The 14,143-nt window shown below is 29.9% G+C and carries 13 protein-coding genes; 10 read left to right on the plus strand and 3 right to left on the minus strand.

Annotation, left to right across the window (positions count from 1 at the left end; all coding sequences use genetic code 11):
* Window positions 1–16 precede the first annotated feature (16 nt).
* The 4 genes from Q0772_RS08255 (at window position 17) to Q0772_RS08270 (ending at window position 2,894) form a co-directional block, all read left to right on the plus strand.
* Window positions 17–1,564: a bifunctional response regulator/alkaline phosphatase family protein gene (locus Q0772_RS08255; protein ID WP_298342788.1), complete on the plus strand. Its 1,548-nt coding sequence runs from the start codon at window positions 17–19 to the stop codon at window positions 1,562–1,564.
* A gap of 93 nt (window positions 1,565–1,657) precedes the next feature.
* Window positions 1,658–2,068 carry a tRNA (adenosine(37)-N6)-threonylcarbamoyltransferase complex ATPase subunit type 1 TsaE gene (tsaE, locus tag Q0772_RS08260; protein ID WP_298342790.1) on the plus strand — a complete coding sequence of 137 codons (411 nt, stop codon included), beginning with the start codon at window positions 1,658–1,660 and terminating at the stop codon, window positions 2,066–2,068.
* A gap of 189 nt (window positions 2,069–2,257) precedes the next feature.
* Window positions 2,258–2,395, plus strand: a complete 138-nt coding sequence (locus Q0772_RS08265; RefSeq protein ID WP_298342793.1) for a hypothetical protein — start codon at window positions 2,258–2,260, stop codon at window positions 2,393–2,395.
* A complete protein-coding gene (locus tag Q0772_RS08270) occupies window positions 2,343–2,894 on the plus strand; it encodes a hypothetical protein (protein ID WP_298342796.1) in 552 nt (183 codons plus the stop codon). The genes Q0772_RS08265 and Q0772_RS08270 overlap by 53 nt, the downstream gene beginning before the upstream one ends.
* Here Q0772_RS08270 and Q0772_RS08275 read toward each other — a convergent pair.
* Window positions 2,891–5,311, minus strand: coding sequence for an outer membrane beta-barrel family protein (locus Q0772_RS08275; RefSeq protein ID WP_298342798.1), 2,421 nt, complete (start codon window positions 5,309–5,311; stop codon window positions 2,891–2,893). The two genes, Q0772_RS08270 and Q0772_RS08275, sit on opposite strands and share 4 nt — an antisense overlap.
* 181 nt (window positions 5,312–5,492) lie before the next feature.
* On the opposite strand from Q0772_RS08275, the gene Q0772_RS08280 reads away from it, so the two are divergent.
* The 4 genes from Q0772_RS08280 (at window position 5,493) to Q0772_RS08295 (ending at window position 8,848) form a co-directional block, all read left to right on the plus strand.
* The gene (locus Q0772_RS08280) at window positions 5,493–6,695 is read left to right on the plus strand and encodes an alanine dehydrogenase (protein ID WP_298342801.1); all 1,203 of its coding nucleotides are present in this window, start codon (window positions 5,493–5,495) and stop codon (window positions 6,693–6,695) included.
* A 34-nt stretch (window positions 6,696–6,729) separates the two neighbouring features.
* Entirely contained in the window at window positions 6,730–7,104 is a 375-nt protein-coding gene (locus tag Q0772_RS08285) for a hypothetical protein (protein ID WP_298342804.1), read from the plus strand.
* Between the two features lies 1 nt (window position 7,105).
* A complete protein-coding gene (locus Q0772_RS08290) occupies window positions 7,106–7,699 on the plus strand; it encodes a sugar transferase (RefSeq protein WP_298342807.1) in 594 nt (197 codons plus the stop codon).
* A gap of 78 nt (window positions 7,700–7,777) precedes the next feature.
* Entirely contained in the window at window positions 7,778–8,848 is a 1,071-nt protein-coding gene (locus Q0772_RS08295; protein WP_298342812.1) for an SDR family NAD(P)-dependent oxidoreductase, read from the plus strand.
* On the opposite strand, the gene Q0772_RS08300 is transcribed toward Q0772_RS08295, so the two are convergent.
* Window positions 8,845–10,026: a proline dehydrogenase family protein gene (locus Q0772_RS08300; RefSeq protein ID WP_298342815.1), complete on the minus strand. Its 1,182-nt coding sequence runs from the start codon at window positions 10,024–10,026 to the stop codon at window positions 8,845–8,847. The genes Q0772_RS08295 and Q0772_RS08300 overlap by 4 nt on opposite strands.
* Window positions 10,027–10,123: 97 nt before the next feature.
* Here Q0772_RS08300 and aroB point away from each other — a divergent pair, with 97 nt between their 5' ends.
* Complete coding sequence (gene aroB, locus Q0772_RS08305) at window positions 10,124–11,191, plus strand: 3-dehydroquinate synthase (RefSeq protein ID WP_298342818.1); 1,068 nt, start codon at window positions 10,124–10,126, stop codon at window positions 11,189–11,191.
* 140 nt (window positions 11,192–11,331) lie between these two features.
* Here aroB and Q0772_RS08310 read toward each other — a convergent pair whose 3' ends face one another.
* Window positions 11,332–12,960, minus strand: a complete 1,629-nt coding sequence (locus Q0772_RS08310; RefSeq protein WP_298342821.1) for a sodium/sugar symporter — start codon at window positions 12,958–12,960, stop codon at window positions 11,332–11,334.
* 292 nt (window positions 12,961–13,252) lie between these two features.
* Here Q0772_RS08310 and Q0772_RS08315 point away from each other — a divergent pair, with 292 nt between their 5' ends.
* On the plus strand, window positions 13,253–14,143 hold the full coding sequence (locus Q0772_RS08315) for an aldose 1-epimerase (protein ID WP_298342824.1): 891 nt from the start codon (window positions 13,253–13,255) through the stop codon (window positions 14,141–14,143).

A 14,143-nucleotide genomic window follows, 5' to 3' on the forward strand; every position in this document is an offset into this window, starting at 1 on the left:
CTATAAAAACTATACTATGATAAACATACTTTGGGTTGATGATGAAATTGATTTATTAAAACCACATATTTTATTTCTTGAGAAGAAAAACTATCAAGTAACAACTTGTAACAGTGGTACTGAAGCTATTGATATTTTAGATGAAAAGAATTTTGATATTGTTTTTTTAGATGAAAACATGCCAGGTTTAACGGGGCTTGAAACTTTAAATGAAATTAAGGAGAAAAAAGACACGCTTCCAGTAGTAATGATTACAAAAAGTGAGGAGGAGTATATTATGGAAGAGGCTATTGGTAATAAAATTGCAGATTACTTGATTAAACCTGTAAACCCAAATCAAATATTATTAAGTCTGAAGAAAAATTTGGATCATTCCAGATTAGTTTCTGAGAAAACCACATCTAATTATCAGCAAGAGTTTCGGAAAATAGCTATGGACTTATCTATGGTTAATAGTTATGAAGAATGGGTTAATTTATATCAAAAATTGATATACTGGGAAATTCAGTTAGAAGATATTGAAGATGCTGGTATGTTTGAAATTTTAGAATCTCAGAAAAACGAGGCAAATATTCAATTCGGAAAATTTATTGAAAAAAATTATGCCGATTGGTTTAGGCCGCATACTGATGCTCCTGTAATGTCTCATACTTTATTTAAAGATAAAATAGTACCAGAAATTAATAAAGAGCAACCTACATTACTTGTTGTAATAGATAATTTACGTTACGATCAATGGAAAGTTTTTGAACCTATTATAAATAACTACTATAAGAAGAACAAAGAAGAAGCGTTTTATAGCATTTTACCTACTGCTACTCAATATGCTAGAAATGCTATTTTTTCAGGTTTGATGCCAAGTGATATGGAAAAATTATTTCCTCAGTATTGGAAAAATGATATTGATGAAGGCGGAAAAAACATGCACGAAGCTGATTTTTTAGAAGCTCAAATGAAACGTTTAGGATTAACTCATTTAAACTATGAGTATCATAAAATTACCAACTTAAAAAATGGAAAAAAATTAGCTGATAATTTTAAATCTTTAAAGAATAATGATTTAACAGTTGTTGTGTATAATTTTGTTGATATGCTTTCACACTCCAAAACAGAAATGGAAGTTGTTAAAGAATTAGCGTCTAATGATAAGGCATATAGATCCTTAACACTTAGCTGGTTTAAAAACTCGCCTCTTTTAGATATGATTCAACAGGCGAACCAATTAGGGTTTAAATTAATTTTAACTACAGATCATGGTACCATTAATGTTAAAAACCCATCTAAAGTGATAGGAGATAGAGATACCAGCTTAAACCTTCGATACAAAACAGGCAGAAGTTTAACTTATGAGAATAAAGATGTATTCGTAGCAAAAGACCCAAAAGAACTCCACCTCCCCTCTATAACCATGAGTAGCTCTTACATATTTGCCAAAAGCGACTTGTTTTTTGCCTATCCAAACAATTACAACCACTACGTTAGTTATTATAGAAATACCTATCAACATGGTGGTGTTTCATTAGAAGAAATGATTATTCCATTTGTTGTTTTTAATCCTAAATAACTCCATAAAAAGCAATTATTATCGATGAAATACATTTTTTACTAGGTTTTTTGGTTTTTTATAACTAATATTGTATCTAAATTTTACTAAAAATTGGAAATTAATTATGGAATTGATGAGATTGAGCAGGTTGCTAAAAATCTTATTAAGAATGTAAAAACGAAAACGTTACTTTTTTATGGTGACATGGGTGTTGGAAAAACATCTCTTATCAAAGCTTTAGTAAAAGCTTTTGGAAGTAATGATGCTGTTAGTAGCCCATCTTTTTCAATTGTAAATGAATATAAATTGGGTGATGAATTAATATATCACTTTGATTTATATAGAATTGAAGATATTGAAGAGTTATATAATTTTGGAATTGAAGATTATTTAGATTCTAATCATTGGAAATTAATAGAATGGCCAGAAAAAATTAAAAGTCTTTTAGATGAAAATTTTGATGTAATTAAATTAAAATTAGACAAAAATAACAATCGAATTATAAGTTTAAATAAAACGTAAAAACCTAATAACCTGCTAGCTTATGACTAACAAATAATATGCTTTACTCCTTTATTTTGAAGTTTTACGGGAAACCCACATCAAGAATTTTAAAAATCACTGTTTTTAACATAATTTTAACATTTATTGATTAACTTCACGATAGTCATTATTTACATTTGGGTATTAATTAATTAAATCCCTTATAAAATGAAGACTAAAAAGTACTTAATTGCAATTGCAATTTTCGGAGGCGTGTTATTTATGGCACAAGCTGCAAACCAGTATAATATTGATGCAGAACAAACAGCACAAATTAAAAAGAAGCCAAGACCAATCATTCGCTAAACAAAACAAAGTTTCAAAAGGTTTAGTTTTAGGAAGCGTCATTGCTACCCTAATTTCTTTAACACCTTATTTATTTACTTTATATGAAAGTGTTCCAAAACAACGCGTTTGGAACACTTTTTTATTTACTTATGATAGCAGTATATGGCTAGATGCTAATTATGCTATGTGGGTTTTTACGGGTAAAATAATACCCTTATTTCTTCTTTTTATTTGGTTTTTCACTTGTAGGCATTGGTGGTATCATTCACTTCTAGTGCCTATGGCAATGTATATTTTTCATATTTTTGACGTTTTTAATGCTGAAAATAAATATTTAGATGAGTTTCAATTAGTTTATATGATTCCTATAATGGCTATTATAATACCATCAATATATCTCATTAGAGCTAGAATATTCAATAAAATCAATGATGCAAACAAATCCCTGGAAGAATTAGAAAACGAATTTAAAATTACCCCAAAAAACTTTTGGGGTAAAGTAAAAGATTACTTTTAGTTATTATCTAAGCGTTCTCTTTCATTTAATTCTATATTCTTTTTATTGCTTCTTAATCTGAAATTCCCAAACTTGTAATTAAAACCAAGTATAAATAATCTGTTCTCAAATTTATATTTACCACGGATATCTTGATTCAAATATTTAGTAGTCGTATTAAAATTCTGTGTGTTAAAAACATCAGATATGCCTAAATTTAATGAAGCTTTATTATTCCAAAATGTTTTTCTTATACTAATATCTAAACTTGAGACAAAACTCGTATCCGTTGGTCCATCATTTATAGGAGACAAATAATTAAAAGATATATCTCCTAATAAGCTTTTATCTTCTGACAAAGTAAAATAATTACCAATTTCAAGGTATAAGCTCCATTGCTCACCCTTAAAAGATGTTTCATTACTCGCAATAGGATTAAAGTTGTTTTTATAAAAATACCCAGATGATAGGACATATAAATCCCAGAAATTATTTAAAGCAACATAAGTTGTAAAATCTAAGCCATATGAAATTGATACATCAGTATTTGTGCTTTGAAAGACCAATACATTTTCGTCATTATCTTGGTAAAAATATTGTAAGGTTGGATCTTTTTCGTGTCTATAATAAAGTTCAAAAGTATAATCTTCATTAAAAGTGTATCCTAATATAAATTGGTTGTCTATTTGAGGTTTCAAATTAGGATCTCCGGTTATAAACGTATTATCATTTAAGAAATACTTAAAGGGGTTTAGTTGTGTATAACGAGGTCTGTAAATACGCTTAGTATAATTAAAATAAACCTCATTGTTTTCATTCATGGTATGTGAAATAAACAACGATGGAAAAAGTTTGATGTAATCCGTATTATTGACTTGATTATTTGTTATTGAATTTCCTTCTATATTAGTTAATTCAGTTCGTAAACCAGCTTTTAAGCTCCAAGTATCCCATTCTTTTGAAACGCTTGTATAAATAGCATAATTAGTTTCGTCATATAAAAAGGTGTCAGAATTTTGTAGATCTTCCACTCTATCTTCATTTTCAAAATTATATTGTGTTAGTATATTTTCAGAATTTATATTTGAGACTTTTGCTCCCATTTCAAACAATCCAGAATCGCCTAATGGTAACTCATAATCCGCTTGAAGTGTCTGTAATTTAATCTCTTGACTTGAGAAGGTTTGAAACCTATTTGTTCTGATTAACGACTCATCAGGAAACAAATAATCAGTATCAACATTCTGAAAACTAGAAGAGTCATAATTGGTGTGATGTCCTCTGATTAACAGTTTCTCGCCTTCTTTTTTAAAGTTATGAACATAATCCAGAGTAAAAGCCAAATTGAATGTTTCATCTACTTTTCTACTATCGGTAAAAAACGTTGAATCTAAAACTTTTGTATTATTAAAAACATCTGTTACAGAATTAGCATTTGTTTGTGTATTAGATCTAGGAGAGATTAGCATACTTGTTGAAAATCCTAAAGAGTTATTTTCATTCAACTGATAGTCAAGATTAGCATTTATATTTTGGTTAGCTGTTTTTCGGATTCTTTCAAAATCAGTTTCCCAACGTGAGGTAACTTGGTCGTTTTCAATAAAATTTATAAACTCTTCGCTACTCCGATAATCTTTTCGTGGACTTATGCTATAATTTAAATAAGTATTAAGCTTTTTAGTTTTGAAAAAATGACTTGTTCCAAACGAATATTTTGGAAACTCACTACCTTGTTTATAATTCCCAAAAACAGAACCATTATAACCTGCAATAATATTTTTACTGGTAACAATGTTTAGTACTGAGCCGCCTTCTGCTTCATATTTAGCAGGCGGACTTGTAATTACCTCAATAGACTTAATATTTGTTGCAGAAGTCCCTTCCAAAAGCTGTAAAACTTCTTGAGAAGATAAGTGAACCCTTCTGTCGTTCATATATACAACAGGTGTAGATTGTTTTATACTTATTTTACCATCACTTATTAAAACACCTGGTGTATGGTTTAAGACATCTAAAACATTGTTATTGGATAGTGTAGAATTTTCAACATTAAACACCAATCGATCTACCATTCGCTTTACCGTAGGTCTTTTAGAAACTATAACCACCCCATCCAGCATTAGTTTACTTTCATTAAGGATAATAACTCCTAGGTCAATACTCCTTATGAGTTTGATTTCTTTCAAATAGTTTTCAAAACCCAGAAAGCTTATTTTAATGTTATAATTTCCACTGGTAAGATTTTCAATATTAAAGTATCCCTCGTCATTAGTAGTAGTCCCTTTTATAACTTCATCATTTTCATTATTTAACACGATAACATTGGCGTAGGCAATAGGGACTTTAGCAATATCATGAACCCTTCCACTAATATCAAATTGTTGTGCGAAACTTATCGATGTATATAGAAAATAAAAAAATATTAGGTTTTTAAGCATATACTAATTTATAAAACGAACTTATGATATTAACTACAAACCTTTAAAAATTAAGCGATAATTGGCTGTTTTATCAGATAAATGTAATCGATAAAAAGCATATTTAATATTTTGAGTACCAAAACTATTACTTTTTATAAAAATTTATTTGTAATTTGAAATTTAATAACTTGATTTAACCATGTCAAAACAACCAATTTCTCCATTTACTAAGCAACAACTTTTACCACAAGAAGAAACTCTTGAAATTTTTAGAAAAAAAGGAGAATTATTTATTGGCATTCCTAAGGAAACTGCCTTTCAAGAAAAACGCATATGTTTAACACCTGATGCCGTTTATGCTCTAGTAAACAATGGTCACAGGGTTTTGATAGAATCTGGAGCTGGAAACGGGGCGAATTTTAGTGATAAGGATTACAGTGAAGCTGGGGCTGAAATAACTAAAGATACTGCAAAAGTATTTTCGTGCCCAATGATATTAAAAGTTGAGCCTCCTACCCTTGATCAAATAAAATTATTAAACCCTCAAACTATTTTAATTTCTGCATTGCAAATAAAAACTCAGACAAAAAAATACTTTGAAGCTTTGGCCTCTAAAAGAATTACGGCGTTGGCCTTTGAGTTTATCAGAGATACAGATGGAAGTTATCCTGCTGTGAAATCTTTGAGTGAAATAGCAGGTACCGCATCTGTATTAATAGCTTCAGAATTATTATCGGATTCAAAAATTGGCAATGGGTTAATGTTTGGTAATATAAGTGGAGTACCGCCAATTGAAGTCGTGATTTTGGGAGCTGGTACAGTAGGAGAATTTGCAGCACGAAGTGCACTGGGCTTGGGAGCAGGTGTAAAAGTATTTGATAATTCGATTACGAAACTAAGATGTATTCAATCCCAATTAGGGCGCCCGCTTTTTACATCAACGATTCAACCCAAAAATCTATTAAAAGCTTTAAAACGTTGTGATGTAGTAATTGGGGCTGTAAGAGGCACTAATAGATCTCCAATAGTTGTTTCTCAGACTATGGTGGAATCGATGAAAAAAGGTGCAATAATTATTGATGTTAGTATAGATATGGGTGGGTGTTTTGAGACAAGTGAAGTTACCTCACATAAACAACCAACTTTTATAAAACATAATGTAGTGCATTATTGCGTGCCTAATATTCCTGCACGATATCCGCGTACAGCAACAGTTTCAATTAGCAATATTTTTACACCTTATTTGCTAAAAATAGCTGAAGATGGCGGTATAGAAAATTCTTTGAGATTTGATAAAGGTTTAAAAAATGGGTTGTACTTTTACCACGGTATTTTAACAAGTAAATCTGTTGGTGAATGGTTTGATTTAAAGTATAGCGATGTAAACTTGTTAATATTTTAAACGTAAAACATCAAATAAAACCTTAGAATTTTAAATGAAATTAATTCAGCGTATCGGCTATTATCTTGGAGGTTTTTCTATAGGACTTATCATACTAGCTTTTTTTTTAAATGGCAAAAAAACTTCCTGTAGCTATGGACCTGAAGCGAGAGTCCTAAAAAACATCCAGTTAAAAAAAATTAGTTATAATCAAGATGTTTACTTCAAATTAGCTAGTTATAACATAGATACAACGCACATTGCTAATATTTTAAAAAATGGGGATATAGACTTTTCTAAAAGTAACCCAAGACAAAAACCTTGCGGAGCTTATTATATAGAAAGCAGCTATGATAATTTTGGTGTTTCTATGGTTGTTGAAAACTGTGATAGTATAGCAACTATAACAAACTTTAATTCGTCTAGATAAGATGTCAAAACGAATATTTGACATTATTTTTTCAATAATCGGGCTGGTTATATTTTTACCTCTACTCTTAATTATAGCTATTTTAATAAAATTAGATTCAAAAGGTCCAGTGTTTTTTGTTCAAGCTCGTGTTGGTAAACAAAATAAAGACTTCAATATTTATAAGTTCAGAACTATGAGAATAGAATCTGATAAAAAAGGCCTCTTAACTCTTGGAAATAATGATTCAAGAATAACAAAAATAGGTTATTTCTTAAGGCGTTATAAAATAGATGAATTCCCACAGTTAATTAATATATTAAAGGGTGATATGAGTTTTGTTGGTCCTAGACCAGAGCTGCGCTATTATGTTAACTTTTACAATGAGGACGATATGAAAATATTTCAGGTAAGACCTGGTATTACAGGGTTAGCTTCTTTAAAATACAGAAACGAAGTAGAACTTCTAAAAGCTGCTGAAAATCCAGAAGAATTTTTTATCAAAACGATTATTCCCGATAAGCTTAAATTCAATAAGGAATATATTAAAAAAAGTAATTTATTTTTTGATTTCAAATTAATATGGCTTACACTAATTAAAGTGATTGCTAAATAGTTTTCATATTTGGCACACATCATTATTATTCATAATTTGGAGGTTAGTTTAATAGCGTCCCTTTCTTAAAATAGCTTTATGAACACAGAAACTGCAAATCGTATTGATAATATGCTCTACGACTCAGGACTATTTCCATTAAAGAGTGAAAAACTAAATCAATTAGGCTCATTTGATTTTTCTGATGATATTATTTTAGTTACTGGAGCAGCTGGAACCATAGGTAGCGGACTCACCAGACTATTAGTTAACAGTAAATATAGAAAACTGATATTAGTAGATGTTGCCGAATCTCCTTTGTATGAACTTATAAAAGAATTAGAATTTGAAGATTTTAATCATGTGGATTTTATTTTACTTGATGTTACTGATGAAAAATCTTTAAAACACTTGTTTAAAACTTACAATCCTACAATTATTTTTCATGCAGCAGCCTATAAGCATGTACCTATAATGGAAAGTAATCCTTATAAGGCAGTCGAATTAAATATTTTAGGAACTAAATTATTAGCCGATTTGGCTAACCAAAGTAACGTTAAAAAATTTGTCTTCATTTCAACTGATAAAGCTGTAAACCCAATTGGAATTATGGGTATATCAAAACGAATTGGTGAAAACTATATGCATTTTATAAATAAAAACAGTACAACTCATTTTATAACAACTCGATTTGGAAATATTTTTGGTTCAAACGGATCAATAATACCACTATTTAAAAGACAAATAGAGTTTGGTAAGCCTATTACAATTACTGATAAATCTATAACGAGATTATTTATTAGTAAACAAAAAGCTTGTAACCTTATATTGAAGCTAGCTTCTAAAAAGAACTTCGATTATGATTTATATACTCTAAATATGGGGTTTCCTATAAAAATCATTGATATTATAGAAAGATTAATTTCTTTTTATGATATCATTCTAAAAACACCAGAAATTAGAATTATTGGGTTAAGACCAGGAGAAAAATTATATGAGGATATTATATCTGAAAATGAAAGTTTAGTTACAACTAATGATATTGATATACTCGCTATAAAGAAGCTAAATAGTTTTAGTTACAAAAACATAGATTTTATTGAACTGAAAAATATTTCACCAAATACGCCTCATCATGAAATAAAAAATATTTTATCTAAATATATTTAGTTCTTAGGTTGATTTCTACGTTTTTTTTCTCTGGTTATTAAAGCTAACTCGCGTCCTGTTTGTCCCGCAACTGATGTGTTTTCTTCTGCTCTTCTTATTAAATAAGGCATAACGTCTTTTACTGGTCCAAAAGGAATATATTTAGCAACATTATATCCTTTGTTTGCTAAATTAAAACTAATATGATCGCTCATGCCATACAATTGCCCAAACCATATCCTAGGGTCGTTGTTTAGTAATCCCTTTTCATTCATCAGACTGATCAAAAGATATGAACTGTCTTCATTGTGAGTACCCGCAAACAAAGACATGCAATCCAAATTATCAATCATATATTTCAAACCTTGATTAAAATTTTCATCAGTAAGAGCTTTACTCGCACATATTGGAGATTTGTATCCTTTGTCCTCTGCCCTTTCATTTTCTTTTTCCATATATGCGCCTCTTACTAATTTATATCCAAGAAAGTATTTACCTACTTTGGCTTTATCATGTTCACTTTTCAAAAAGGCTAACCTATCATGCCTATACATTTGTAAGGTATTGTAAACAATAGGCTTTTCGCTGTTATACTTTTGCATCATTTGCGTTACTAAAGTGTCTGCTGCATCTTGCATCCAACTTTCCTCACCGTCTATTAGTACTGCAACATCATTTTCCTTAGCCTTTTGGCATACGGCATTAAACCTATCAACTACTCTATCCCATTCAGCCTGTTCCTTTTCATCCAATTTATCACCTTTGGTAATCTTTTCATACAAATAGAAACGGCCAAATCCAGTTGGTTTAAAAACGGCAATCGGAATAGCATCTATTTCTTTGGCAAAATCTATTATTTTTAAAACTTTATCTCTTGCAGAATCAAATTCTTGTTCATTTTCTTTTCCTTCAACAGAATAATCCAAGACAGAACTTACACCTTTGTTGTACATCTTATCAATAACATATAAGCAATCTTCTTCGTTGACGCCACCACAAAAATGATCAAACACTGTAGAGCGTATTAAACCCTCAACGGGCATATTAACTTTCAATGCAAAGTTTGTAGCTATTGTGCCAATTTTAACCAAAGGTTCTATGGAAATCATTTTAAACAAAAAATATGCACGTTCTAACTCAGTGTCTGTTTTTAATGAAAACGCTACTTCAGTATTATCAAAAATCAAGTCAGTATTCATTGTTCTTAAAAAATTTAAACAAAGATAATTATAGCTAAGTTATCATTTTATATAAAAACTCCTTAATTTCACAGCCTTAAAAAACAATAACATTTGTATGAATTCTATTCAAGCCAATGATAGTATAATTCATTTTAATGATACATGCTACCCTTCTTTAAATCAACATCTTAAAGAGAACAATTTTTCTAAAATATTCATCTTAGTCGATGAAAACACCCATCAATATTGCTTAGGCAAATTTTTAAAAAAATTAGAAACTACAGTAGCAATAGAAATTATTGAAATAGAATCTGGAGAAATAAATAAAACTATTGATACTTGCACAGGAGTTTGGAATACGCTTTCTGAACTTGATGCTGACAGGAAAAGTTTGATGATTAATATAGGTGGTGGTGTTATTACAGACTTAGGAGGTTTTGTTGCCTGTACTTTTAAAAGAGGAATTGATTACATAAATGTGCCTACTACCCTTTTATCTATGGTAGATGCTTCTGTGGGAGGCAAAACTGGTGTTGATTTAGGGCATTTAAAAAACCAAATTGGTGTTATTAGTAATCCTAATTTAGTGCTTATTGATACAGAATTTTTATATACTCTACCTACTGATCAAATGCGTTCTGGTTTAGCAGAAATGCTAAAACATGGATTAATAACTGGTGAGAGCTATTGGAGTAAATTTCAAGACCTTTCAAAGCTTAAATTAGATGATTTAGATGAATTAATTCATGAATCTGTAGTCATTAAAAAAAATGTTGTTGAACAAGATCCTTTTGAAAATGGATTGAGAAAAACCTTAAATTACGGACATACATTAGGACATGCCATAGAATCATACTTTTTAAGTCATCCAAATAAAAAGACATTGCTTCATGGTGAAGCTATTGTAATAGGTATGATCTTAGCGAGTTATATTTCATCAGAATTATTGGGTTTCCCTAGAGAAACAACCAACGGTATAAAAGATTTGTTTATTGGCTACTACGAAAAGGTTAAGTTTGATGAAGCTGATTATCCTGCAATAATTGAATTGCTTAAATATGACAAAAAGAATAATCATGGTAATATTAATTTTGTACTTCTTGAGCAAGTAGGGAAATGCAAAATTGATTGTTTAGTTGATAATCGTGTGATTTTTGATGCTTTTGAATTTTATTCTAAATAATGTTTAATTTTAGTAAATGGCTATACTTAAAAAAGGTTGGTAATACCATTCTTCAAATTACCTAGATTTTCCTTTTGCGTTATTTTAAACTTAAAAGACACCACTAGGTGATGCCTTTTTATAAAATTAATAAATTAAATCTACCAGAATAAGGCATATAAAACTGTTAGTAGAATACAAATTGTTATTGATCCAATATTAAATAATGGAGTAGTTTTAAATAAGTTCTTACTAACCTCAATACCTTTAGGGTCATCAGCTCCCTTGTTTTGAATATTACTCATAATAATAATGATTACCATAGTAAGTAAAGCTGTAATTCCCATTTGATGCATCCAAGGCTCAAAAGCAGGAATAGGTAGAAATTTAAGTGCCACTGCAATTGGTATAGATAAAATTGCTCCCCATATAGCCGCATTATTTGTTGTTTTTTTCCAAAACAAACCTAAAATGAATACAGCTAATATACCTGGACTTACTATACCTGTGTATTCTTGTATGAATTGAAAGGCTTGGTCTATACCCCCTAAAAGTGGTGCTACAACAACAGCAATTATTAATGATACAGCTGCTGAAATACGACCAACATTAACTGTAGTTTTATCATTAGCATTTTTATTAAAATACTGCTTATAAATATCCATTGTAAATATTGTTGATGTAGAATTCAACATTGACGCTAAGGAAGATACTACAGCAGCTGCTAATGCTGCAAAAGCTACTCCTTTAAGCCCTGTAGGTAAAAACTGTAATAACCAGGGGTATGCTTTGTCAGCTTGTTCCGTAGAAGGCGTATTCAACATTCCTATTTCTCCTAAATTTGCCATGATTGATGGGTCGTTAACCATAACATAAGCAGCAATACCAGGTATTACTACAATTAAAGGAATAATTAACTTTAAGAAAGCGGCTAATAAAATACCTTTTTGAGACTCTTTCAATGATTTAGCTGCTAAAGTTCTTTGGATGATATATTGATTGAATCCCCAATAGTAAAGGTTTGCTACCCATAACCCTCCAACAAGTACCCAAATACCTGGAAGATTAATATAATTTTCATTACTTTCCTCAAGAATCATATGAAGCTTTTCTGGTGCTGCTTCCCATACTTTGGAGAAACCGGCTAAAACACCTTCTCCTCCTGAAACCGTATTCAAAGCTAAATACGTAGTAACTAAACCTCCTAAAACTAAAAACACAACTTGAATAACATCAGTCCATGCAACTGCTGATAATCCACCATATAATGAATATGCGGCAGCAAATAAGGCTAACCCTATTATTGCATATATCATATCAATACCCATAATTGTTTCTATAGCTAACCCTCCTAAATAAAGTACTGAAGCTAGATTAACAAAAATGTAAAGCCCTAGCCAAAATACTGCTAATATGGTTTTTAAATTAGTTGAAAAACGTTTTTCAACAAACTCAGGGATAGTGTATAGGCCTTTTTCAATAAAAATTGGTAAAAAATATTTACCCACTATTATTAATGTTAATGCGGCCATCCATTCGTATGATGCTATAGCTATGCCTAATGCAAATCCAGAACCAGACATACCTATAAACTGTTCTGCCGATATATTTGCTGCTATTAACGATGTTCCTATAGCCCACCATGGTAATGATTTACTTGCCAAAAAATAGTCTTCAGCGTTTTTTTGATGTCCTTTTTTATCTCTAGATACCCATAATCCTACACCTAGTATCAAAATGGCGTAGGCTATGAATACTACATAGTCCCACATATGAAAGCCTTCGGTCATAATTGTAATATTTTTATTTGGTTAAAAATTCAGAACCAAATATATAATTTAAAATTTTAAAGGAAATAGATATTATTGTTGCTAAACACCTTGTTTAGCAAAACATAAACTAGTATGAGTTGCTAGGTTTTTTTTAAAATCCCCATATATTTACAACATACTATGATATAAATTATATATAATTAAGATTAAGCATTGAGAAAAAGTAGAGTTACTCATAATTCTATAAGATAAAATTTACTTTAAATAAATACATATAAAAATTTGAAATAGAGCAATTTAAAATAAACACATGTTCAAAATTAATCACAATAAAGACTTAAATGTTTTAGAAATAAAAGATTCCAAAAAACAACTATTTGGTAAAATACATTTAAATGATGGCGCTAGTTTACAAGAATTAACTTTAGGTGGTCATGAAATAATAAAAGATTTGTCACCTTTAAGCTATGAGACTACCTACGCCTCTTCTATCCTATTTCCATTTGCAAATAGAGTTAAAGATGGCTATTATACTTTTAATGAAAAGAAATATCAGCTAGAAACTAATCATGAAGAGGAACAAAACGCTTTACATGGCTTTGTATTCAACAAGACATTTAAAAAAATCAAACAAGATGTTTCTGAAACTTTCGCTGAAGTTGTTTTAGAGTACATTGAAGAAAATAAATCTATAGGGTTTCCATTTACTTATAGTATTCAAATCACTTATAAATTTTATAAAGATAATTTGAGCTTAAGTTTATTCGTTAAAAATACGGATACTAACACTTTCCCATTTACTATTGGTTGGCATCCTTATTTTTTAAGCAAAAATTTACACGAGAGTTCGCTACGCTTTGATAGTGACCAAAAACTTAAAATTGGGAAAAGAAATATTACAACAGGAATAAAAAAATTTGATTCAAGTGATCCATTTAAAATTAATAATCAACAACTTGATGATTGTTGGGTACTAAATTCAGAAATTATTCACTTCTATACACCCAACTACAAAATAGCCATAAACTCTTCAGAAAAGAATAACTTTTTGCAATTATACACCCCTCCAAAACCAAACAATATTGCTATTGAGCCTACAACAGGTGTTTCTGATAGTTTTAATAATAAAATTGGTTTGCAGACTCTAAATCCAAATCAATCTTATAAAATAACATGGGGTTTAAAAATATCAGAAAACTAA

This window comes from uncultured Algibacter sp., assembly GCF_947490405.1.
Taxonomy (GTDB): Bacteria; Bacteroidota; Bacteroidia; order Flavobacteriales; family Flavobacteriaceae; genus Algibacter_B.

What these genes read in the sequence shown, in the direction of transcription:
- Q0772_RS08315 (WP_298342824.1), top strand. Translation starts at nt 13,253, where the DNA reads ATGTTCAAAATTAATCACAATAAAGACTTAAATGTTTTAGAAATAAAA.
- Q0772_RS08280 (WP_298342801.1), top strand. Translation starts at nt 5,493, where the DNA reads ATGTCAAAACAACCAATTTCTCCATTTACTAAGCAACAACTTTTACCA.
- Q0772_RS08275 (WP_298342798.1), bottom strand. Translation starts at nt 5,311, where the DNA reads ATGCTTAAAAACCTAATATTTTTTTATTTTCTATATACATCGATAAGT.
- Q0772_RS08300 (WP_298342815.1), bottom strand. Translation starts at nt 10,026, where the DNA reads ATGAATACTGACTTGATTTTTGATAATACTGAAGTAGCGTTTTCATTA.
- Q0772_RS08290 (WP_298342807.1), top strand. Translation starts at nt 7,106, where the DNA reads ATGTCAAAACGAATATTTGACATTATTTTTTCAATAATCGGGCTGGTT.
- Q0772_RS08285 (WP_298342804.1), top strand. Translation starts at nt 6,730, where the DNA reads ATGAAATTAATTCAGCGTATCGGCTATTATCTTGGAGGTTTTTCTATA.
- aroB (WP_298342818.1), top strand. Translation starts at nt 10,124, where the DNA reads ATGAATTCTATTCAAGCCAATGATAGTATAATTCATTTTAATGATACA.
- Q0772_RS08265 (WP_298342793.1), top strand. Translation starts at nt 2,258, where the DNA reads ATGAAGACTAAAAAGTACTTAATTGCAATTGCAATTTTCGGAGGCGTG.
- Q0772_RS08255 (WP_298342788.1), top strand. Translation starts at nt 17, where the DNA reads ATGATAAACATACTTTGGGTTGATGATGAAATTGATTTATTAAAACCA.
- Q0772_RS08270 (WP_298342796.1), top strand. Translation starts at nt 2,343, where the DNA reads ATGCAGAACAAACAGCACAAATTAAAAAGAAGCCAAGACCAATCATTC.
- Q0772_RS08310 (WP_298342821.1), bottom strand. Translation starts at nt 12,960, where the DNA reads ATGACCGAAGGCTTTCATATGTGGGACTATGTAGTATTCATAGCCTAC.
- Q0772_RS08295 (WP_298342812.1), top strand. Translation starts at nt 7,778, where the DNA reads ATGAACACAGAAACTGCAAATCGTATTGATAATATGCTCTACGACTCA.